Genomic DNA, 20,451 nt, shown 5'->3' on the forward strand with positions numbered 1-20,451 from the left:
AAGTTGTCTTCCAAATTTATCAGCCCGTTGACTGACGCGTTTTACAATAAATAATCGGGGTTTAAAAGGGGAAATGAGGGTGCTGACCTCGAAACTCAAGGAGCTTTTCTACGTCATCATCAATTCCCACTTTCAGTGCTTCAAGCGAAGGGTAGTCCTTTTCGCCATGTAAAAAGTTCAAGAACGTCACCCGCATTAACAGGCCATACAGATTAGCAGAAACATCAGGAAAATGTACTTCTAATCGCCATTCAGGATGTTCCTGTTTAATCGCGGGACGCGTACCAACATGCCCTGCACCAAACAGGGCAGAGGGTGCATAACCTGCAACCCCTAATTTGTCAGCATTTTCGTTTTTTACTTTATCTGTTAAAGATTCGGTTTCACAAATGACATCGACTGCATAAATGCCATTTAAACAAGGTTTATGACGGTTTAAACGGACATTAATGGTAGGAAAATTAATCGTGCGACCGATTTGATCGCCATATTGCACACGACCTGTGATGCTATATGGACGACCTAAAAGTTTTGCGGCATGGGCAAGGTTGCCTGCTTGTAATGTCTGACGAACCAGTGTTGAACTGACACGTTCGCCATCGACTTCAACATTCTGCAGGGCTGTGACTTGGAAGCCGTATTGGCGTAAAAATTCGCTATTGCCTTGACGGTTTTTGCCAAAGTGATGATCTTCGCCCAAAACTAAACTTTGTGTATTGAGTTTATTTTTTAAAATATCGGCAAATTCTTCAGCGCTGAGATTACGAAAGGCATTGTCAAATTTCGCCACCACAATATAGTCGACGCCCAGTTCAGTTAAATATTCGACTTTTTCACGTAGTGAACTGATTCGAGGTGGAGCGTCATAAGCTTTAAAGAATTCAAGTGGTTGTGGCTCAAAAATCATCACAGCTGTTTTTAAGTTTTGTTGCTGTGCTATGTCTTTGAGCTGGCTGACCATCGCTTGATGACCCAAATGTACGCCATCAAAATTGCCAATGGTCACGGCAGTTTTGGGGAGTTCTAAGTGGGGCGCTAAAGCATTCAGACGGAGCAGCTTCATGGGCGAATCAATTGTTGAAAATGTTTGAGGGCTATATATTGCCATAATCTTCTGCGTTCGTCTTGTTGTTGTGTTTTTACTCAAGTTTTTTTATGCAGAGATGAATTTATTATCAGTAAAATAAATTATAAAAATAAATATTAATCAATTTTTCTTATTTAATGGTGTGCTTAAACTATAGACATTCCATTTTGATGAGCATCATGCGATGAAAATGCCATTTTATCAACTCCAGCATAAACAAGACTTGATTCGTCATTTCACCCCAAACTGGTTTACGGTGGTGATGGGCACAGGTGTGGTGGCCCTCATTTTACCATCTATAGCATTGGCGCCGCAGTGGATGTGGTCCATCGGAGCAGGGTTGTGGCAGATCAGCATCGTGTTGTTCATATTGTTTAGTGGGATGTATCTCAGCCGATGGATCTTGTATCCACAAGAAGCCAAGCAGATTTTCCAGCATCCGGTGATGAGTTTATTTCTTGGGGCAATCCCCATGGCACTGGCAACCCTGATCAATGGCGCATTGAAATTTGGCACCACGCTGTACACTGAGTTTTTGGGCGTAAGCATCATCACATGGGCTGAATATTTATGGTATGTCGATGTGTTGATGGCAATTGCGATTGCATGGTGTGTTCCCTTTCTGATGTTTAGTCGTCAGCAACATGCGCTGCAAGGCATGACCGCAGTATGGTTATTGCCGATAGTGGCTTGCGAGGTGGCTGCCAGTTCAGGCGGTTTATTGTTGGCGCATTTACCTGCACAGGCCCATGCTGTCCATATTTTGCTGGGGAGTTATCTGCTTTGGGGGATCTCAGTATTTCCAGCATTTGCCATCTTAAGCATCTTGTTGCTGCGTCTGGCTTTACATCAACTTCCAAGTAAGGAAATGGCGATCAGCAGTTGGTTGGCCTTAGGACCGATTGGGACAGGGGCTTTAGCGCTGTTACTTTTGGGAGAGCAAGCCCCGCGTATTTTGACAGCGGTAGACTTGGCAGATTTAGGACAGGTGTTGCTTCAAGGCGGTGTGTTCGCAGCCCTTGTTCTACTCGGATTTGGTGTATGGTGGTTTGGAATCGCTATACTCATCACACTAAAACATTTACGAGATTTACCCTTTAATCTCGGGTGGTGGGCGATGACGTTTCCATTCGGCGTTTTTAGTTTAGCAGTCATCAATTTGGCGGAACAGACGCAGTTACACGCTATCCAACAGTGCAGCACTTTTTTTGCGGTTTTGCTCTGTACGCTTTGGTTATTGGTGATGCTGAAAACCATACAAGGGTTTTATCGCGGCAGCTTATTTTTTTCTCCGTGTTTAAAAGCGTATTGTGATGCTCAGCGCGCATCTTAAATGATGTCGGGTGAATGTAAATCCGTTGAAGAAAACTATAGCGCGTTGGCTTTGACGGATTTCAGCAAACAAATATAGAGCTTCTGCAAGCGTGTGATGCAGTTACGTTATTTTGCTATCCAAGCAAAACATTCATGTATAAAATTTGCGCGTATTTTCGAGAGATCAACTGGCTTCGAGATATAAACTTGCTTGAAGTGTAAGAACTAGAGCAAGGCATATGGATTAAAACAAAAAAGATAAAAATAAGGATCGAATTATGTGTAATCAAACCAGTTTTTGGGATGATGCCAAAGGATTATTAGAAGAATGGTACGTCGCTTGTACCTCTAAAGAACTCAAAAAAGATCAGCCTTTTTCAGCCACCCTGTATGGTAAAAAAATTGTCCTGTTCCGACAAAAAGATGGAACTGCCGCAGCATTGCTCGATCAATGTGTGCATCGTGGCGTGCCTCTGTCTCAGGGCAAAATGACTGATGGCTGCGTGACATGTCCATATCATGGTTGGTCGTATCAGGGCGATGGGTATGTGGCGCATATTCCTAGTGTCAATGGACAATTTTTTCCAGAAAAACCGCATCCCTTTAAACAGCGTAGTTTTGATGTGTGTGAGCAAGATGGGGTGGTATGGATTTATCTCGGTGAAAAGCCAAAACAAGAACGCCCAGAAATATTTAAATTACCATTTTATGATCAAGCCGGCTGGGTCAGCTATTACATGGTCGGCAGTTATGATGGCGAGATGGGCGCTGTTGCACAGAATATTATGGATGTAACTCATACCATATTTGTGCATGAAGGCTGGTTTCGTTCAGAGTCCGGAAAAGCCGTGGATGCAACCATAGATGTTGGGCCACGCAAAGTGGTCGTTGACTATCATGACCATGATGCAGATGTCGGCATGATGCCATGGCTGACCAATCCGCATGGTGCTGAACAGGTTCACCGCGACAGTTTTATCGCACCGAATATTACCTTGGTGGAGTACCATTGGGGAGAGCCGTCGGGCATGGTGTTTAATAGTCTGATTAGCCCTGTGGGGCCATTTGAGTCACGGGTTTATACCTGTGTTAGCTATAAATTTCCCATTCCAAAATTGTTGTCTAAGGCATTGATGCCGGCTGTGAATGCCTATACTTGGGTGGTCAACAAACAAGACATTAAAATTTTGTCAGCGCGAAGAGCTGGCATTGAGCATATGCCAATGACCCATTCGCATAGTGTGAGAGGGGATATGGCGCATATTGCCTTAGAGAAGATTTTAGATGCCTTACGTCACGACCAACAATTGGCACCGTCTTTTATTGGCAAACGTCCGATGCAATTTCAAATTTGATAACAGTTGAATCTGCTTGAGGAATTTATTTTTCTGAGTAATGTGATTTTTGAAGATGATTTTTTCTGCGCACGTGCAAATGTATGCTATATGAAGGCATCAATTTGAGGAGACCGCTATGCGTCAGCAAATCGCTTTAATTATGGCACTGCCGAGTGAATCTAAAGGCTTATTTGAAGCTGCAGGCATTGAAGTGCATTACAGTGGTATTGGTAAAGTCAATGCCGCATTTAAAGCCTTTGATGTGATTCAAAAAACCGGATGTCATACTTTGCTGAATTTGGGCACTGCGGGAAGTTCACATTTTGATGCACATGCTTTGGTTGAAGTAGCTCAATTTGTACAACGGGATATGGATGTATCGCCTTTGGGTTTTGATGTGGGGGTGACGCCGATGGATACCGATCATCCTGCTGAAATTCAGCCAGAGAGCATGTTTAGCCATTTGCCTAAAGGAATTTGTGGTACAGGCGACAGCTTTGAAACTGGGCTGCCGAAAGTACCGTGTAATCTTGTCGATATGGAAGGCTACGCAATCGCTAAAGTATGTAAAAAACTGGGTGTTCGCTTTGTGTCGGTAAAATATATTACCGATGGTGCGAATGACACAGCACATCTGGATTGGGAAGAAAATTTATTATTCGGCGCAAAGAAATTATTGGAATTATATCAAACAGTAAAATAAGGCATTTAGCTAATTTCGGTCGGCGACCATAGAATGCTATGGTCGTATGCCAATTCGACCCAATTCAATTTACTTTTCTGGGCGTGGAATTACACCGTAAAGCATCATATGAACGGTATGTTGAATAATCCGTTGTTGCATACTGCGATTACGTAAGGTTTTTCCAGTGACCATTTCCATTTGGGTTGCAAAGTCAGCATAGTTTTGCGTGATTGCCCAAATGTTCAGAATTAAAAGTTCTGGATCAATATCTTTTGAAATTTTGCCTTGTTCTTGCCAGTTGCTAATGACTTTGGCTTTGCGTTTCACTAATTTTTTTAGTGGGCCTTTTAAAATTTCAAGAATGTGTGGTGCGCCCTGAATGACTTCAAGTGCGAACAAACGTGAGGCTTTCGGTTGGGTACGAGATACTTCAATTTTCTGCAATAGATAATTGGTGATCGCTTCTTCAGGCTCAAGGTCTGCTTCCAACATTTGTAGCGGAGCAAGCCACTTTTGTAGAACCGTTGTCAGAACTTCAACATAAAGCGCTTCTTTATTTTCATAGTAATAGAAAATATTCGATTTATGCATTTCTGCAATCTGTGCGATCTCATCCAAGCTGGCGCCATTGAAGCCATACAGGGAAAAGACATCCAGTGCTGCATTAAGCAACTGGTGGCGTTTCTGGGTACTCTTTTTTTGTTCCATTAGCTCTTTTAAGAAAATGAAAAGGGAATATTGAATTGTACGGCAAATCAACAGATTTGTGCACAATCATCGTTTTTAATTTTATGAATTTTGGCAGTTTATTCTGTTCAACGGTCAAATAAATACGACGAATGCCATAATATTTCAAATAATCATTTTAGGGTGAAATTTAAATAAATCATTATTTTTAGTCATGGATTTATATGATTTATCGTAATTTTTGTGATGTATTTGTCAATAGGCGATAAATCTCCCCTCAATGCTAAACATGGTTTTTTTGCGATATTGTTCTTGAATAGGACAGGAAGTCACACGGTTTAAGTGATGATTTCCTGCACAAGTACAGCTTAAGTGGCCAAGACCGCTTGTAAGACTTGTTGTTCAAGTTCAGTAAATTCAATGCTTTTTTTTCGTGGGCGGGTCAAATTGACATTAAATTCTTTGGCAATATGGCCTTTATCAAGCAAGATTATACGGTCTGCCAACTGTACGGCTTCACTCACATCATGCGTGACCAAAATCGCGGTAAACCCTTGTTCAGTCCAGAGTTTTTCAATCAAATTCTGCATATCTAAACGTGTTAAGGCATCGAGCGCACCCAGTGGTTCATCTAGCAGCAAAATGCGTGGTTTATGTGACAAAGCACGTGCCAGTGCAGTACGTTGACGTTGCCCCCCTGATAGCTGTGTTGGCCAAAGCCCCGCTTTGTCTTTTAAACCAACTTTCTCGAGGAGTGCTGTGGCATTGGCATGTTGGTCTTTGCTTAAACCGAGTTGCACATTTTTCTCAATGCTACGCCAAGGCAGGAGGCGAGGGTCTTGGAACATCACACGAATATCATCACTGGTGATGCCTTCACGAATATGACGAGCAGACTTAAATTTAATTTCGCCATAACTCGGTTTTTCTAAGTCGGCGATGAGGCGAAGCAGGGTACTTTTACCACAGCCACTACGACCGACAATCGCCAAGAATTCACCGGGTTGAATATGTAGGTCAAGGTCTTCAAGGACTTTAACATCGCCATAAAATTTGTGTAGTTGTTCAATCAGGATCTCTGCGCCCAACACCGCATGGGGGTTGATATCCTCGACTGAAGAACGCTGAGGTTGGGTTGAGTCGTCTGCATGACGGCTTATGCTTAAATCGGTCATCACATGCTCCTTATTTTTGGTAACCCGAGTGCCAACGGAGTAAATATTTTTCTAAGGCAACAGCCAGTACATCGGCTAATTTACCGAGTAAGGCATACAATAAAATCCCGACCAAGACGATATCGGTTTGTAGAAATTCGCGTGCATTCATGGTCATATAACCGATGCCGGCTTGTGCCGAAATGGTTTCTGCCACAATCAACAGAACCCAAACGAGACCGAGTGAAAAACGCAGACCAACCAAAATAGACGGCATCGCTCCCGGCAGAATAATTTCTTTATACAGTTGCCAGCCACTCAAACCATAGCTTTTGCCCATTTCAATCAGTTGAGGGTCTACAGAACGAATACCATGATAGGTATTGATATAAATGGGAAAGAATACGCCGATAGCAACTAAAAAAAGCTTGGCCGATTCATCGATCCCAAACCATAAAATCACCAAGGGAATCAGGGCAAGAGCAGGAATGTTGCGGATCATTTGCAGCGTGGTATCGAGTAACGTCGATGCTGTTTTGGATGAACCATTTAGCAGCCCTAAAAAAAGACCTAAACCACCACCGACTAGAAGTCCAACCAACGCACGACCCGCACTGATTTGAACATGCTTCCACAGTTCACCACTGATCAGTAAGTTCCAAAAGGCCACCACCACCGCACTTGGCGCAGGCAAAATACGACTTTCTAACAGCCCTGTAACAGAGGCAATTTGCCACACGATAATTAATGCAATAGGAAACAACCAAGGCAGCAAACGCTGCCCGAGTTGTGTTCCACGTGAAACCTTCGGTGCTTTGAAGGTTTCAACAGAAACAGTTTTGGACATTAGGCCGGCTCCTGAATCTTTTCAGCTTTTTTATTTTCATCTGGGGTGTAGTTGTTCGCGACAATCTCACCAAATGGGCCGGTTAAGTTAGGTTGCACCAATTTTTGACGTGTTTCCAATGGCAGTAGTGGGAACACCAATTCTGCAAAACGAATAGACTCTTCAAGGTGTGGGTAACCAGAGAAAATAAAAGTGCTAATACCTAGATCGGCATATTCTTGGATACGTGCGGCTACAGTTTCAGGATCACCAACGAGTGCCGTACCTGCACCACCACGAACCAGGCCAACACCCGCCCATAAGTTTGGCGATACTTCTAATTTGCTACGGTCGCCGTTGTGCAGTTCAGCCATACGGCGTTGACCAACAGAGTCCATGGTTTTGAACTTGGCTTGCGCGGCTGCAATGGTGGCATCGTCGACATATTGGATCAGCTCTTCTGCTGCTTTCCATGCCTCTTCATTGGTTTCGCGCACAATGACATGTAAACGAATGCCATAATTCAGTTCACGTCCTTTGGCTTTGGCTTTTTCACGCACCACTGCAATTTTTTCTTTTACCGCAGCAGGTGGCTCACCCCAAGTCAAATAGGTGTCAACTTGATCTGTCGCGAGTTCAACAGCAGCTTCTGACGAACCGCCAAACCATAGTGGTGGATACGGTTTTTGTACCGGCGGATAGAGTAATTTGGCGTCGTCTACACTCAAACGTTCGCCATGGAAGGTATAGCTTTCACCAGTATGTGAACGGGTTAAAATTTCACGCCAAATCGTGGTGTATTCCGCGGCAGTTTTGTAACGCGTCGCATGATCTTCATAGACACCATCACCCTTGAGTTCTTGCTCATCACCGCCTGTAACTAAATTCAGTAAGATACGACCGCCAGATAAACGGTCAAATGTTGCAGCCATACGTGCAGTCAGTGCAGGCGTTGTCACCCCTGGGCGTAGCGCGACTAGAAATTTTAGATTTTTAGTGGCATCAATCAAGCTTGCAGCTGTAAGCCATGGATCTTCACATGAACGACCTGTCGGAATCAGAACGCCTTCATAGCCAAGATTATCCACCGCTACCGCAATTTGCTTCATGTAGGCATGATCGACTTGGCGTGCACCTTTACTTGTTCCCAAGTAGCGACTGTCACCGTGGGTAGGGATAAACCAGAAAATTTTCATGTTCAGTTCCTTGTATTTTTGATGGCTCGGGTATCAATGTGATGAAGGTGTCCAAACTTGCTTTTGGACTTGAATGTTGTTTGGAATCAGTTGGACTTGTTTGAATAAGTCCGCAATATTTTGCTGTGCTTGTATGACCTCAGGTGTCAGCGGGCGCACAGGAGATGGTTTAGATCGGCGTGAAAAGGCTTGTGCAGCAATGTTCTTTTGCAGCCCTGTGCTGTTTTGATAAATCTCTAAAGCCACATTTTGGTTCTTCACAATCCACTGATCGGAAGCGTCTAGGGCCTTTAAAAATTTAGCTGGGGCATCAGGGTGTGCTTGAATGACTTTTGGATTTGTCACATAAAATGAATAGGTTTTTGGAAAATCACCGGATTGAATCAGCACTTTAGCCTGAGCATCCAACTCCGCTGCAGATAAAAACGGGTCCCAAATGGCCCATGCATCAATTGATTTTTTATCAAATGCGGCACGTGCATCAGCCGGTGGAATCCAAATCGGTTGGATATCGCTCCAAGTCAAACCGGCTTTTTCTAAAGTTTTGGCTAATAACTCATGCGCACTCGAGCCTTTTTGTACAGCAACGCGTTTGCCACGTAATTCTTGAATGGTTTTGATTGAGCTATCCGCTGGAATCACGACAGCAAGCGACTGTTCAGGCACCACTTCATAGCCAATATAATTCAGGTCTTTATTGGCAGCTTGAGCAAAAATAGGCGGGGTGTTGCCGACATAGCCATAATCCACCGCACCGACCGCAAGAGCTTCTAACATTTGTGGGCCAGCAGGGAACTCTTTCCACTCAATGTGAGCGCCGGGAAATTGTTGTTCAAAGAGCTTTTGTTCACGGGCAACTAGCAAATTTAAGGCTGATTTTTGGAAACCGATAACCAAGGTTTTTACGGCTGTTTCAGCTGGTTTTTCACCATCCTGCTGTGCTGTTTCTTGTTTTTGGCAGGCACTGAGTCCAAGGCCAAAAGTGGTTAAAGTCAGTATGGAAAATGTTCTTAGAATACGCATGGCATCGCCCTTATGCTGTGGTCGGCTTATTTGATAATGGCCGACTCAATATTTAATTTATTGGGAATTAATTTTTCGTTATAAAACGCATCAGCGACTTGCTGCTGCTCTTGCGCCACTTGTGCAGTAATCGGCGTCACTTGATTGCCTAAGCGGGAAATTGATGTTTTAAGCACATCCAGACCTAAGCCAGTTTTGCCTTCGAGTAATTTGACCGCTTCATCTTGATTTTTAGAGACCCATTGCGTGGTCAAATTCAACTCATTCACCACAGCTTGCAGGACTTTTGGATTTTCCTGAGCAAATTTGCGATCGGCCAAATAGAACTGGTAGTTCTTCACCAAGTTTTCGCCATTGGCAATGGTGCGAGCATTAAGTTGATGCTCAGCGGCAGAAAGGAACGGGTCCCAAATTACCCATGCATCGACTGCACCTTTTTCAAAGGCAGCTCGTGCATCGGCAGGCGGTAAATACACGACATTGATGTCGCTAAATTTAAGCTGATTGGCTTCCAACAACTTGAGCAACAGGTAATGCACGTTTGAGCCTTTGTTTAAGGCCACACGTTTACCTTTTAAATCCTGAATACTGTGAATAGCCGAATCTTTTTGCACAATTAATGCTTCTGCTTTTGGAACAGCAGGTTGGTTGGCAATGTAAACCAAATCGGTTTGAGCGGCTTGAGCAAAGATAGGTGGTGCTTCACCGACTTCACCAAATGACACGCTGCCTACATTGAGACCTTCAAGCAGCTGTGGACCCGCAGGAAATTCCACCCATTTGATATTTACACCTTGGCTTTTTAAGGCTGTTTCTAAGGTTCCGCGTTCTTTTAAAATTGGCAATAAGCCATATTTTTGGAAACCAATATTTAAGGTGACATTTTCTTCAGCCTCTTTTTTGCCACAGCCCGACATCATCATGGCACCCACAACCGCTGTAGACAGTACAAGTGTTTTTGTCCAAAGTTTTGCTTTGTGAGTACGCATGTGTTGCTCCTATAAAGGTCTAAATGTGCAGAACTGTTGATTTATAAACACATAAGCTAAAGAGTTTTCTTTTTCGAAAAAAATAAGAAAACTTAAATTTAAAATCAGGAAAAAAGATAAATAAAAATCAGCAAAAGTTATGAAAAAATATGATTTTATAAAAACATATAATGTTTCAATGTATTGTTTTAAGTTGTTGAAATTATTTTATTTATTTGGGTTATTTGAATGGCAGATATGGTTATTCTGTGGCTTGCAAAGTGATTTGAGGGTGTAGCCAATGGATTCGGCATAACCTTATGCAAAATAATGCTATTCAGCACATAAAAAAAGCCACTTTAAAGTGACTTTTTACAAACCAATGAGTTTCTTTGGTAGTTATATAAGGCCTGACGGGCACTTGGTAAGTCATCGACGCTGACTTGTTCAAAACCTTGTTCAAGGAACCAATGCGCTGTCCGTGTGGTCAAAATAAACAATTGTTCAATACCTAAATCTCGCGCTTTTTCTTCTAAATAATGCAAAATTTGGCTGCCACGATTCGATTTTCGATAACCTGGATGCACAGCCACACACGCGATTTCAGCAGAACGTTTTTCATCCCCTGTGACAGGAATCGGGTACAACGCAGCACAAGCCAAAATCGTACCGTCACGTTCAATCACTGCAAATTGTCCAATTTCATTTTCCAAACGCTCGCGTGAGCGATAAACCAAGATACCTTCTTGTTCGAGAGGGCGTAAGAGATTGATTAAGCCACCCACATCTTGAATATCGGCAGTACGCACTTCTTCATAATGCGCATCCGTGATCATGGTGCCAGAACCATCACGTGTGAACAATTCTTCGATCAATGCGCCATCATAGGCATATGAAATAAGATGAACACGGTGTACGCCTTGTAACGAGGCATCTTTAGCAACGCTTAAATGCAGGGCAATATCGGGATTAGAATCTTGATATTGCAAAATATGCTGATCAAGTTGATGAGGTGTAATTTCGCGTTGTAGCTGCCCATGTTCATTGTGCAAACCGTGTTGTTTGCCCAAGAAAATCAACTTATCCGCTTTTAAACTGATCGCGGTTTTGGTCGCAACTTCTTCAGCCAATAAATTAAACACTTCACCTGTAGTGGAATAACCTGTCGGCCCAAGCACCACAATGTTTTGGCTCTCTAAATGACGTTGAATTGCATCGATATCGACGGAACGAACTTCACCAGACAGTTGAAAATCGATACCGTCACGAATGCCATATGGTTTTGCCGTGACTAAATTACCTGAGACCACATCAATACGCGCGCCATACATCGGTGAGTTGGCTAAACCCATAGATAGGAGGGCTTCAATTTGCAGACGAATGGAGCCAACAGCATTCATCACAGCAGGTAAAGATTCGCGAGTGGTGATGCGACGATGATGATGAAACGGTGTCTGGATGCCGCTGCTTTGTAAATTATGATTGATTTGCGGACGGGCACCATGCACCAAAATTAGACGAATACCAAGCGAGTGTAATAAGGCAATATCGTGAATAATGTGTTGAAAATTTTCATGTTGCAGCGCTTCACCATCAAACATGATGACAAAGGTTTTGTTGCGATGCGCATTAATATAGGGTGCAGAATGACGGAACCAATGCACATACTGTAAGGTTGTGCTGGAAGATGGTTCAGTGATATTCGTTTGCATGCCTATGCCTGTTTATTCGCTTTGGTATGGATGATTCTAAACAAAAACATATGACAGCGGAAAGCAAATATAAAAAAACACCTGAACAGTGTTCAGGTGTTGGGAAAGGGACTTAAGAGATCGTCGAATGATTAGCCATTCTTAATGCGAATGATGCGATCGGTACGATCATTGACTAGCACGTAGTCACCATTGATTTTGTACCATTGTTGATAACGACCAGTGTTCGGTAAGCGGCGCGCTTCACGATCACTCACTTTGTAGCGGCTTGAATCGAAATAACGAGGAAGGCTTTGACCAACACGCCAATCGCGGCTTGGATTTACACGACGAAAGTCATTACGGTCGTAGCGATTATTGTCATAACGGTTGTTGTTATTCCAATTGCTCGGACGGTGATCTTTGTCCCAACGGTTGTCTTGATGTTGGTATGACGGATGGTAACGGCGGTCATCTTGACGATGGTCTGGCGCAGCAATGGCTGCTGTTGTTGCCATCAAAGCCGATACGGAAAGAACTAAACTCGATACGATTTTGTTCATGGGACACCTCTATACATTTCTAATCTGTTTTTCGATGATTCAAAATTAGCGAGAAAGTTCAGAGAAAGCGTGGGGGCAATATAGTTGAATTGTGAAATGTATGGAGGAAATTTGAAGGTGTGTAAATGATCTGAACGCTAGGCAGCATCAGCTTTTGCGGTTAAACATTAAAAAAAACTCATAAAAAAGCCCAGAGTTGATCTGGACTTTAAAAATATGGCGAAATTAAATTCAAAACGGCTTACATACCTAAAATTTTCAGAATACTGTTACTATCTGAGTTGACCAATATGTAGTCATTATTGATTTTATACCATTGCTGATTACGCGATGGTTTAGGTAAGTTATGGTCTTTATAATCGACTTTATAACCATTACCACGATAATGCTGTGGCATCACATAGCCCGTTTGCCATTTATGTTGTTGCAAACGTTTGACTCCACGTTGTTCACGCATACGGCGTCGATCTTCAAGATCGTCATCGTCCTGATAACCACGGAAATCACGATCTTTTTTCATTTGACCATATGCATTGCCGCGTGGGCCATCAAAGCCACGTTCATCGTTCTTGAAGTGAGGCGCTGCAGACGTGATGCTGCTTGCTATTAAAGCACTGAAAGAAATAGCCAAAATTGGCAAAATCTTTTTCATGTTCAACCCTCATGAGTAATTTATCTTCAATATCACTACTGTACGCATTAAATGCAGAGAAACTGTGAAGAAAGATGAATATTTCTTTAAATAAAACGAAGAGATTGCGGATATTATGCGATAAATTTCGTGCTGAGAACAATCTTTCCATCTTGAAAGCGATGGTCCGATAATGCGTGCTTTTTATCCTTGCAATGCAGTCTTGATCAAATTTGAGGTCTATTGTAAGCACGATCAAAAACGCCCATCAAGTCTTGATGGGCAAATAGGGTAGAGATACTGGAATGAAAACGGTGGGTAAATTCGGGTTTTAGTACCACTGCTCATTGAGGCATTGGAGTGAATAAATCGCTTGAGCCACAGATTCAGCTTGCTCGGCATCGTCCATTGCAGAGATCAAATTTTCAGTCAGTTGTAAGGTTTCAATTGAACGAATGGTTTCAATTTTACGTGTTTGATCAGCCATTTGGGTCTCCTTGCCGTCGGTCTATGTCATGGCCAACAGTCTATGCTTTTATACTTAATTTGAAAAACCGAATATTATTATAAAAATAATTTAAAAATACGATCAATGGCAAGTTGGGTAATGAAGCTGTCTATTGATCAAAGCTTGTTGAATTTCAAATGCTAATCTAAGAGTTTAAAAAAAGGGCATCAAATGGCCCTTTTTAGTTCTAAATGTGTCACTTGGAACGTAATTAGTATGCGTATTTCAGGTCGGTATAATCCGTTAATGATTTTTGAATATGAGCTTGAATAAATTCATTAATATCTTCAGGTGTCATTGCTGCACCTTGTTTGGTAATCACATGCTCAAACGGTGCTTGATCTTGCGCAATGATGCGATAAACAAAGTTAGTGATCACTTGAAAGCCTGCTTCTTGCTTTTGAATGCAAGTGACATAGAAATAGGCATGCTCAAAGTTTAAGTCAGTATGCGAAAAAATAAATTGTTCAAATAATTTTGCATTTTGACCGACATCTAAGCCCTTTAAATCGTCCACGATACTCGGGTCGAATTTCATGCCATATTTTGCTGAAATCGGTTGACCATCGACCAGTAGGTTAACCATGCCATCCTCAGTTGGAGTCACTGTAATATTGCTAAAGTCAGACATGTATCAATCCAATGTTTTTAAAGAATGCCCCAAGTATCGGCAAATTTGCTAAAAACTCAAGTCGACTTTCGCGTGGACACCGCGAAATCAGTCGGTTAATGATGTCTTGTAGGCATTCAATACATAAAAAAGGAAGCTCGCGCTTCCTTTTTTAAATTGGCTTTAAGCTTATTCATCTTGGGCATCTATGCTGGCACCGGTTAAATGCAAGCTGTCATCACCCATCAAATATAAATACGCAGGCATGATGCTTTCAGGCGTAGGCAAAGTTTTTGGATCTTCGTCTGGATACGCCTTTGCACGCATGGCAGTACGTGTCGCACCGGGATTAATGCAGTTAAAACGAATATTGGGATGCTCATTTTCTTTGGCGAACAATGTACTCACAGCTTCAATGGCAATTTTTGAGACCGAGTACGCGCCCCAACGTTCACGGGCTTCACGTCCCACACCCGAACTGGCAAAGACCACTGAGGCATGCTCAGATTTTTGCAGTAGGGGCATCAGCTCTTGAGTCAGTACAAAGGGCGCACGAAGGTTCACCGCCATGACATCATCCCAAACATCCACAGGATAATGTTCTAGTTCAGTTCGCTCACCCAAGATCCCTGCATTATGCAAAATGCCGTCTAGGCGACCAAATTGCTTTTCTAAGGTGTCGACCAATAGCTCATAGTCACGAGGAGAGGCACTAGACAGTTGTAGCGGTAAAATCGCCGGTTGGGGGGCACCCAATCCTTCAATTTCATCGTAAATCACTTCTAGTTTATTCAGTGTGCGTCCATGTAAAACCACGGTTGCGCCATGTAAGGCATAGCTGAGGGCAGCCGCACGGCCAATACCATCGCCCGCACCTGTAATCAGGATAATGCGATCTTTGAGCAGATCGGGGCGAGGTTGATATTCTGAATATTTCATCCGTACCTCCTCGTTTTATTGTGTTGTGTTCTATCGTTATAAAGTCGCTGTGTTTAGCGTTTTCGGTTTGATGACCAAATCATGAATGACTTCATGCAATTCAGCAACAGTCTTCACTATACAATCTGCATGCCAAGCTGTTAAGTCATCTTTGTGTTGTAAAGGTAAATAGCCATAAGCCGCAAGAATTGTGTACATCTGCGCATTACGACCGGCATCGATATCACGTGGATGATCACCGACATAGATACAGTCTTGAGCATCTAGATGAATGTGCTTGGCTGCTAAATACATCGGCTCTGGGTCTGGCTTGGTTTTACTGACATCGTCTGGGCAAACCAATACCGAGCAGCGTTCAGTTAAATTCAACGCTTTGAGCAACGCTTCACTGAGTGAACGCGGCTTATTGGTGACAATGCCCCACGGAATTTGATGTTGTTCTAACTCTGCGAGTAGTGGATACATGCCTTCAAACAGATCGGTATCAACTGCAATATCAGCACCATACAGATCTAAAAAGCGTTGACGATGTGCCAGAAAGACAGGATCTTCAACGTCTAACTCTGGATAGACCAGTTTGACCATGGCACGCGCGCCTTCAGATACTTGTACACGAATATCTTCTGCACTGACCACCGCAATGCCTTTGTCACGGCACATGTCTTGAATAATACGAATAAAATCAGCCGCGGTATCAATCAGTGTACCGTCAAGATCAAAGAGTACAGCTTTCATTAGGCTTCTTTCACCGTATGAACCATGTAGTTCACATCCACATTCGGTGCGAGCCAATAGCGTTTGGTGATCGGGTTATAATGTAAACCTGTCATATCTTTGAGTTTTAACTCGGCTTGACGAATATCATGAGCTAATTCTGAAGGTTTAATAAACTTTGAATAATCATGAGTGCCTTTCGCCAACATGCGTAAAACATATTCCGCACCAATAATCGCAAACAAATAGGCTTTAGGATTACGGTTAATGGTCGAGAAGAATACATGACCACCCGGTTTTACCAGTTTTTGACACGCTAAAATAATTGATGCTGGATCAGGTACATGTTCGAGCATTTCCATACAGGTAACGACGTCATATTGACCTGCTTGTTCTTCTGCCAATTGCTCTACAGGCACTTGGCGATATTCAATATTTTGCACATTTTCTTGTTCGGCATGTAGGCGTGCAACATTTAATGGCGCTTCGCCCATGTCGATACCCAATACTTGCGCACCGCGACGTGCCATGCTTTCAGCTAAAATACCGCCGCCACAGCCCACATCTAATACTTTCTTGCCAGTGATGCCATTTGAATGCTCATCAATCCAGTTCAAACGTAGAGGATTAATCATGTGCAAAGGGCGGAACTCAGAATGCTGATCCCACCATATGGCTGCGAAAGCTTCAAATTTGGCAATTTCTTGTGGATCAACATTCAATTGCGACATCGGTTGCACCTCAATCAAGTCTTTATATTTTAGAAAAAAGTTTATGGGAGTTAGTGTAGCGCGTCCTGAAAAAAAAGCGATAAAAGCCTTAAAAAAGTTCACAGAATGAAAACGAAATCGACAGATTTGATTTATAGTGTTGCCATAAACTAATCATAATGATTTTGAGGACGATAAGTTCAATGAAAAAATTCCTTTTAGGCACGATTACAACAGCTATTTTGGCTTTTTCTGGCAGTGCGATGGCAGCGCAATTTGTCGCGGGGACTGATTACACAGTTATTCCAAAACCGATTAAAGTCGAACGTCCGGGTAAAATCGAAGTCCGTGAGTTCTTTTGGTATGGCTGCCCACATTGTTTTACATTAGAACCGCATATGCAAACGTGGTTAAAGCAATTGCCTAAAGATGTACGTTTTGTCCGTACACCTGCAGCAATGAACCCACTTTGGGAACAAGGCGCACGTGCTTACTATGCATCGGAAGCATTGGGTGTTCGTCAAAAAGCACATTTACAATTGTTCCATGACATTCATGTGGGTCAGAAAAATATCTTAGAACAAGGCGCATTTGCGAAGTTCTACACCCGTTATGGTGTTCCTGAAGCGAAATTTAACAGCACATTTAAATCATTTGCTGTGTCTTCAAAAATTGCTCAAGCGAAAAGCTTAGCGGCTCAATATCAATTGAGTGGCGTGCCTGCGATTACCGTCAATGGTAAATACATCGTACAAGGTGAAGATGCACGTACTGTTGAAATCGTGAAATTCCTTGTTGATAAAGAACGCAAAGCGAAATAACAGATGTTTTGAAAAAGCCGCACTCGATGCGGCTTTTTTTATGACGGTACATTTTGCGTTTTAGGTCGATAAATTTTGCGGATCAGCGATTTGAGCCAAAGATCGATCCCAGTGCAAGATGCCACGAAATAAGAGCTGAACTTGGGTCTGAGCTTGGCGGCGAAATTGTTGCAGCGCATCCGTACGTTGTGGAAGCTCAACATGTCGATGTAAGTCAATCCATTGCATTGCCCAACTCAAGGCCAATTCAAACAAAATTTGTCCCAATACTTTGAGGTCTTGTTCGGATTGAATATGTTGAGTCGCTTCAACTTGAGCTAGTGCATGGGCCAAATCGGTACTGAGAAAATTAAACTCACGAGTAATGGCTTGTCTTAAGAATGCTGAACCACCCCAACGTTCAGCAATAAGAAACATCCATGCCTCAGGAAATTGCTCAACGGCATGAAATAAATAATCCAGACTTTGGCGTGTGCGTGCATCTGGCGCTTGAAAGCATTGCTGACTCAGTTGATTGAGGACATTCCGAAGGTGCAGGGCCATTTGGTCGACTAGTTCCAAACCGAGCTCATCCATGTCCTGAAAATGGCGATAAAACGCAGCAGGAACCAAGCCGACATGACGGGAAATTTCGCGTAAGCTCAGACTGCTAAAAGAACGGCCTGTGGTACTTAATGCAAGAGCTGCATCAAGGATAGCTTTACGACTTTGTTGCTTACGTTCTTCCCGTATCGACATGCAATTCGTCCTGAATTTTGCGTGGCTTCAGTCTAACAAATTTCCTGATGTCGTACGATGAGCCTATCAAAACTTGGATGAATGGATTTTGTAAATGCGCACGAATGCGTCCCGAATCTGGCTGTACCTTCTGTTATAATGTGCCGCAATCAATTTTGTCAGATTAAGGACTCATTATGCGTATCGACCAACGAGCATTAGATCAATTACGTGAAGTAAAAATTACCCGTAACTACACACGTTATGCGGAAGGTTCTGTATTGGTTGAATTTGGTCATACAAAAGTTCTTTGTACTGCAAGTGTCGACAACTCAGTACCGCGTTTCCTTAAAGGTAAAGGTCAGGGTTGGGTGACTGCTGAATATGGTATGTTACCTCGTTCAACTCATACACGTACTGACCGTGAAGCGGCACGTGGTAAACAAAGCGGTCGTACTCAAGAAATTCAACGTCTGATTGGTCGTAGCTTACGTGCGATGGTCGATTTGAAAAAATTGGGTGAAAATACAATTAGCATCGACTGTGATGTGATTCAAGCAGATGGCGGCACACGTACAGCATCAATTACAGGTGCAGCAGTTGCCTTGGTCGATGCAATGAATGTCTTGCTTGAAAATAAAAAAATTAAACAAGATCCATTAAAAGGTCTCGTTGCTGCGATTTCTGTAGGGATGTATCAAGACGAAGCTTTACTTGATCTTTGCTATGAAGAAGATTCAAGCTGCCAAACAGACATGAACGTAGTGATGACACAAGCTGGTGAGTTCATTGAACTTCAAGGCACAGCAGAAGACAAACCATTTACGCGTGCACAGTGTAATGAAATGCTTGAATTGGCTGAAAAAGGCATTCAAGAATTGATCAAAAAACAACAAGAAGCTTTAGGCTGGTAAGTTGTTTGATTCAGTTTAAACTGAATAAAGAACGCATCTTCGGATGCGTTTTTTTATGCGCTGAATATAGAAAATCCAACAAGAATCGCCTATTAAGCAGCGTGCCTTTGACTCAAATTAATAGGATCAGGATGCTTTGAAGGACTAAAAATGAAAAATTGGATGATGTATTTTTCTTTATTCAGCGTATTTTTGATCAGTGGTTGTGATTTTTTGGGAAATCAGGTTCAAGAGCGTGAAGGTGGTCGTTTTTCAGAACAAAGTGAAAACTCAAAAGATCAGGACGATGATCAAGATGAGCGCGAGCAGCATGAAGACGATGCAGAGCATGAAAAGGACTCTGAACACGAAGATGAAGCTGAACGAGCTAAACAACAGAAAGATGATGATTAAATCATGCTAGAGGTTAAGCATCATAAAGGGTGCAACAGCACCCTTTATTTATGTTTAGAGTAAGTCTAGAGCGTTAGGCATTAAAGCGCATCGATAAATCAATCGCTGTGACATCTTTGGTGAGTACACCCATCGAAATATAATCGACCCCTGTCGTTGCCACTTCACGTAAATTTGCAATAGTGATATTGCCTGAGGCTTCAAGTTTGCAGCGACCATTCACATGTTTGACGGCATCAATCATTTGTTGCTGACTAAAGTTATCCAACATCACAATATCCGCACCTGCTTCTAACGCTTGGTTGAGTTCATCCCAAGTTTCGACTTCAACTTCCACAGGTTTGCCCGGTGCAATCTGGTGTGCTTTGGCAATCGCTTGTTGGATGCCACCTGCTGCCATGATGTGATTTTCTTTAATTAAAAACGCATCAAATAAACCTAAGCGATGGTTTTGACCACCTCCGACAGCAACTGCATATTTTTGTGCAATACGTAGGCCTGGTAAGGTTTTACGGGTATCGAGTAAACGAGTATTCAAACCTTCAAGCTGCTGGACATAGGCAGCAGTTTTAGTCGCTACTGCAGATAATGTTTGTATAAAATTTAAGGCTGGACGCTCAACCGTGAGTAAACTACGCGCAGAACCTGCTAATTTTAAGAAAGCCTCACCTGCTGAGACACGTTCCCCATCATTTTTTAACCATGTGACTTGTACACTTGCATCAAAAGTTTGAATGAGCGCATTGACCCACGGTTGCCCTGCTAGCACCATATCTTCACGACTAATAATTGTTGCGGTCGCTTGTTCATCTTCTGGAGTTAAAAGGGCAGTGATATCGCCTTCGCCAATATCTTCTTGTAGTGCGTGTTGAATATTGATTTGGATAGATTGTTCAAGCAAAGATTGCGATATGCTCATAAGAAATTCCGTATCTTTTTAACCCGAGAAAATGTGCGCGCTAT

General features: G+C 42.7%; 23 protein-coding genes. 6 read left to right on the top strand and 17 right to left on the bottom strand.

What is annotated here, in order from left to right; translation table 11 throughout:
• Window positions 1-61 precede the first annotated feature (61 nt).
• The gene (gene ribF, locus M5F03_RS11560; protein WP_078193283.1) at window positions 62-1,063 is read right to left on the bottom strand and encodes a riboflavin biosynthesis protein RibF; all 1,002 of its coding nucleotides are present in this window, start codon (window positions 1,061-1,063) and stop codon (window positions 62-64) included.
• A gap of 208 nt (window positions 1,064-1,271) precedes the next feature.
• On the opposite strand from ribF, the gene M5F03_RS11565 reads away from it, so the two are divergent.
• The 3 genes from M5F03_RS11565 to M5F03_RS11575 all read left to right on the top strand — a co-directional run bounded on the left by M5F03_RS11565 (window position 1,272) and on the right by M5F03_RS11575 (window position 4,441).
• On the top strand, window positions 1,272-2,420 hold the full coding sequence (locus M5F03_RS11565; RefSeq protein WP_249708389.1) for a TDT family transporter: 1,149 nt from the start codon (window positions 1,272-1,274) through the stop codon (window positions 2,418-2,420).
• 259 nt (window positions 2,421-2,679) lie between these two features.
• Window positions 2,680-3,756 carry a Rieske 2Fe-2S domain-containing protein gene (locus M5F03_RS11570; RefSeq protein ID WP_249708390.1) on the top strand — a complete coding sequence of 359 codons (1,077 nt, stop codon included), beginning with the start codon at window positions 2,680-2,682 and terminating at the stop codon, window positions 3,754-3,756.
• A 118-nt stretch (window positions 3,757-3,874) separates the two neighbouring features.
• Window positions 3,875-4,441: a 5'-methylthioadenosine/S-adenosylhomocysteine nucleosidase family protein gene (locus M5F03_RS11575; protein ID WP_078190650.1), complete on the top strand. Its 567-nt coding sequence runs from the start codon at window positions 3,875-3,877 to the stop codon at window positions 4,439-4,441.
• A gap of 69 nt (window positions 4,442-4,510) precedes the next feature.
• Here the strand turns inward: M5F03_RS11575 and M5F03_RS11580 are convergent, their stop codons facing one another.
• The 14 genes from M5F03_RS11580 to ubiG all read right to left on the bottom strand — a co-directional run bounded on the left by M5F03_RS11580 (window position 4,511) and on the right by ubiG (window position 16,664).
• A complete protein-coding gene (locus M5F03_RS11580) occupies window positions 4,511-5,131 on the bottom strand; it encodes a TetR/AcrR family transcriptional regulator (RefSeq protein WP_078190649.1) in 621 nt (206 codons plus the stop codon).
• A 347-nt stretch (window positions 5,132-5,478) separates the two neighbouring features.
• A complete protein-coding gene (locus M5F03_RS11585; RefSeq protein WP_249708392.1) occupies window positions 5,479-6,285 on the bottom strand; it encodes an ABC transporter ATP-binding protein in 807 nt (268 codons plus the stop codon).
• Between the two features lie 10 nt (window positions 6,286-6,295).
• The gene (gene ssuC, locus M5F03_RS11590; protein ID WP_078190647.1) at window positions 6,296-7,111 is read right to left on the bottom strand and encodes an aliphatic sulfonate ABC transporter permease SsuC; all 816 of its coding nucleotides are present in this window, start codon (window positions 7,109-7,111) and stop codon (window positions 6,296-6,298) included.
• Complete coding sequence (ssuD, locus tag M5F03_RS11595; protein ID WP_249708394.1) at window positions 7,111-8,286, bottom strand: FMNH2-dependent alkanesulfonate monooxygenase; 1,176 nt, start codon at window positions 8,284-8,286, stop codon at window positions 7,111-7,113. Before ssuD ends, ssuC begins: the two co-directional genes overlap by 1 nt.
• 33 nt (window positions 8,287-8,319) lie before the next feature.
• Complete coding sequence (locus M5F03_RS11600) at window positions 8,320-9,309, bottom strand: aliphatic sulfonate ABC transporter substrate-binding protein (protein WP_249708396.1); 990 nt, start codon at window positions 9,307-9,309, stop codon at window positions 8,320-8,322.
• Window positions 9,310-9,335: 26 nt separating this feature from the next.
• Entirely contained in the window at window positions 9,336-10,298 is a 963-nt protein-coding gene (locus M5F03_RS11605; RefSeq protein WP_249708397.1) for a sulfonate ABC transporter substrate-binding protein, read from the bottom strand.
• Window positions 10,299-10,636: 338 nt separating this feature from the next.
• Window positions 10,637-11,989 (bottom strand): amino-acid N-acetyltransferase, encoded by a 1,353-nt coding sequence (gene argA, locus M5F03_RS11610; RefSeq protein WP_249708398.1) that lies wholly within the window; start codon window positions 11,987-11,989, stop codon window positions 10,637-10,639.
• Window positions 11,990-12,120: 131 nt separating this feature from the next.
• Window positions 12,121-12,531: an RcnB family protein gene (locus tag M5F03_RS11615; RefSeq protein WP_078193275.1), complete on the bottom strand. Its 411-nt coding sequence runs from the start codon at window positions 12,529-12,531 to the stop codon at window positions 12,121-12,123.
• A 241-nt stretch (window positions 12,532-12,772) separates the two neighbouring features.
• On the bottom strand, window positions 12,773-13,183 hold the full coding sequence (locus tag M5F03_RS11620; RefSeq protein WP_078193274.1) for an RcnB family protein: 411 nt from the start codon (window positions 13,181-13,183) through the stop codon (window positions 12,773-12,775).
• Window positions 13,184-13,493: 310 nt separating this feature from the next.
• Window positions 13,494-13,649 carry a hypothetical protein gene (locus tag M5F03_RS11625; protein ID WP_180008593.1) on the bottom strand — a complete coding sequence of 52 codons (156 nt, stop codon included), beginning with the start codon at window positions 13,647-13,649 and terminating at the stop codon, window positions 13,494-13,496.
• 232 nt (window positions 13,650-13,881) lie between these two features.
• Window positions 13,882-14,301, bottom strand: coding sequence for a hypothetical protein (locus M5F03_RS11630; RefSeq protein WP_111885093.1), 420 nt, complete (start codon window positions 14,299-14,301; stop codon window positions 13,882-13,884).
• Window positions 14,302-14,469: 168 nt separating this feature from the next.
• Window positions 14,470-15,219: a YciK family oxidoreductase gene (locus M5F03_RS11635; protein WP_078190639.1), complete on the bottom strand. Its 750-nt coding sequence runs from the start codon at window positions 15,217-15,219 to the stop codon at window positions 14,470-14,472.
• 36 nt (window positions 15,220-15,255) lie between these two features.
• Window positions 15,256-15,954 (bottom strand): HAD family hydrolase, encoded by a 699-nt coding sequence (locus M5F03_RS11640; protein WP_078193272.1) that lies wholly within the window; start codon window positions 15,952-15,954, stop codon window positions 15,256-15,258.
• Window positions 15,954-16,664 (bottom strand): bifunctional 2-polyprenyl-6-hydroxyphenol methylase/3-demethylubiquinol 3-O-methyltransferase UbiG, encoded by a 711-nt coding sequence (gene ubiG / locus M5F03_RS11645; protein WP_078190637.1) that lies wholly within the window; start codon window positions 16,662-16,664, stop codon window positions 15,954-15,956. The genes M5F03_RS11640 and ubiG overlap by 1 nt, the downstream gene beginning before the upstream one ends.
• A 182-nt stretch (window positions 16,665-16,846) precedes the next feature.
• Here ubiG and M5F03_RS11650 point away from each other — a divergent pair, with 182 nt between their 5' ends.
• Window positions 16,847-17,464: a thiol:disulfide interchange protein DsbA/DsbL gene (locus tag M5F03_RS11650; RefSeq protein WP_111885097.1), complete on the top strand. Its 618-nt coding sequence runs from the start codon at window positions 16,847-16,849 to the stop codon at window positions 17,462-17,464.
• 60 nt (window positions 17,465-17,524) lie between these two features.
• Here M5F03_RS11650 and M5F03_RS11655 read toward each other — a convergent pair whose 3' ends face one another.
• The gene (locus M5F03_RS11655; RefSeq protein WP_233944724.1) at window positions 17,525-18,202 is read right to left on the bottom strand and encodes a TetR family transcriptional regulator; all 678 of its coding nucleotides are present in this window, start codon (window positions 18,200-18,202) and stop codon (window positions 17,525-17,527) included.
• 176 nt (window positions 18,203-18,378) lie between these two features.
• Between M5F03_RS11655 and rph the strand changes: the two genes are divergently transcribed.
• Window positions 18,379-19,095: a ribonuclease PH gene (rph, locus tag M5F03_RS11660; RefSeq protein ID WP_249708399.1), complete on the top strand. Its 717-nt coding sequence runs from the start codon at window positions 18,379-18,381 to the stop codon at window positions 19,093-19,095.
• Between the two features lie 150 nt (window positions 19,096-19,245).
• Window positions 19,246-19,488 carry a hypothetical protein gene (locus M5F03_RS11665; protein WP_249708400.1) on the top strand — a complete coding sequence of 81 codons (243 nt, stop codon included), beginning with the start codon at window positions 19,246-19,248 and terminating at the stop codon, window positions 19,486-19,488.
• A 73-nt stretch (window positions 19,489-19,561) separates the two neighbouring features.
• Here M5F03_RS11665 and nadC read toward each other — a convergent pair whose 3' ends face one another.
• Window positions 19,562-20,407, bottom strand: a complete 846-nt coding sequence (gene nadC, locus M5F03_RS11670) for a carboxylating nicotinate-nucleotide diphosphorylase (RefSeq protein WP_180036035.1) — start codon at window positions 20,405-20,407, stop codon at window positions 19,562-19,564.
• Between the last annotated feature and the right edge of the window lie 44 nt (window positions 20,408-20,451).

The organism is Acinetobacter amyesii, from assembly GCF_023499985.1.
In the GTDB taxonomy this organism is placed as follows: domain Bacteria; phylum Pseudomonadota; class Gammaproteobacteria; order Pseudomonadales; family Moraxellaceae; genus Acinetobacter; species Acinetobacter amyesii.

Excerpts from the sequence above, each read along its gene's own strand:
- nadC (WP_180036035.1), bottom strand. The coding sequence starts at position 20,407 with ATGAGCATATCGCAATCTTTGCTTGAACAATCTATCCAAATCAATATT.
- M5F03_RS11635 (WP_078190639.1), bottom strand. The coding sequence starts at position 15,219 with ATGAAATATTCAGAATATCAACCTCGCCCCGATCTGCTCAAAGATCGC.
- M5F03_RS11575 (WP_078190650.1), top strand. The coding sequence starts at position 3,875 with ATGCGTCAGCAAATCGCTTTAATTATGGCACTGCCGAGTGAATCTAAA.
- ssuD (WP_249708394.1), bottom strand. The coding sequence starts at position 8,286 with ATGAAAATTTTCTGGTTTATCCCTACCCACGGTGACAGTCGCTACTTG.
- M5F03_RS11585 (WP_249708392.1), bottom strand. The coding sequence starts at position 6,285 with ATGACCGATTTAAGCATAAGCCGTCATGCAGACGACTCAACCCAACCT.
- M5F03_RS11655 (WP_233944724.1), bottom strand. The coding sequence starts at position 18,202 with ATGTCGATACGGGAAGAACGTAAGCAACAAAGTCGTAAAGCTATCCTT.
- ribF (WP_078193283.1), bottom strand. The coding sequence starts at position 1,063 with ATGAAGCTGCTCCGTCTGAATGCTTTAGCGCCCCACTTAGAACTCCCC.
- argA (WP_249708398.1), bottom strand. The coding sequence starts at position 11,989 with ATGCAAACGAATATCACTGAACCATCTTCCAGCACAACCTTACAGTAT.
- M5F03_RS11605 (WP_249708397.1), bottom strand. The coding sequence starts at position 10,298 with ATGCGTACTCACAAAGCAAAACTTTGGACAAAAACACTTGTACTGTCT.
- M5F03_RS11620 (WP_078193274.1), bottom strand. The coding sequence starts at position 13,183 with ATGAAAAAGATTTTGCCAATTTTGGCTATTTCTTTCAGTGCTTTAATA.
- M5F03_RS11570 (WP_249708390.1), top strand. The coding sequence starts at position 2,680 with ATGTGTAATCAAACCAGTTTTTGGGATGATGCCAAAGGATTATTAGAA.
- M5F03_RS11600 (WP_249708396.1), bottom strand. The coding sequence starts at position 9,309 with ATGCGTATTCTAAGAACATTTTCCATACTGACTTTAACCACTTTTGGC.
- rph (WP_249708399.1), top strand. The coding sequence starts at position 18,379 with ATGCGTATCGACCAACGAGCATTAGATCAATTACGTGAAGTAAAAATT.
- M5F03_RS11640 (WP_078193272.1), bottom strand. The coding sequence starts at position 15,954 with ATGAAAGCTGTACTCTTTGATCTTGACGGTACACTGATTGATACCGCG.
- M5F03_RS11580 (WP_078190649.1), bottom strand. The coding sequence starts at position 5,131 with ATGGAACAAAAAAAGAGTACCCAGAAACGCCACCAGTTGCTTAATGCA.
- M5F03_RS11665 (WP_249708400.1), top strand. The coding sequence starts at position 19,246 with ATGAAAAATTGGATGATGTATTTTTCTTTATTCAGCGTATTTTTGATC.
- M5F03_RS11625 (WP_180008593.1), bottom strand. The coding sequence starts at position 13,649 with ATGGCTGATCAAACACGTAAAATTGAAACCATTCGTTCAATTGAAACC.
- ubiG (WP_078190637.1), bottom strand. The coding sequence starts at position 16,664 with ATGTCGCAATTGAATGTTGATCCACAAGAAATTGCCAAATTTGAAGCT.
- M5F03_RS11565 (WP_249708389.1), top strand. The coding sequence starts at position 1,272 with ATGAAAATGCCATTTTATCAACTCCAGCATAAACAAGACTTGATTCGT.
- M5F03_RS11630 (WP_111885093.1), bottom strand. The coding sequence starts at position 14,301 with ATGTCTGACTTTAGCAATATTACAGTGACTCCAACTGAGGATGGCATG.
- ssuC (WP_078190647.1), bottom strand. The coding sequence starts at position 7,111 with ATGTCCAAAACTGTTTCTGTTGAAACCTTCAAAGCACCGAAGGTTTCA.
- M5F03_RS11650 (WP_111885097.1), top strand. The coding sequence starts at position 16,847 with ATGAAAAAATTCCTTTTAGGCACGATTACAACAGCTATTTTGGCTTTT.
- M5F03_RS11615 (WP_078193275.1), bottom strand. The coding sequence starts at position 12,531 with ATGAACAAAATCGTATCGAGTTTAGTTCTTTCCGTATCGGCTTTGATG.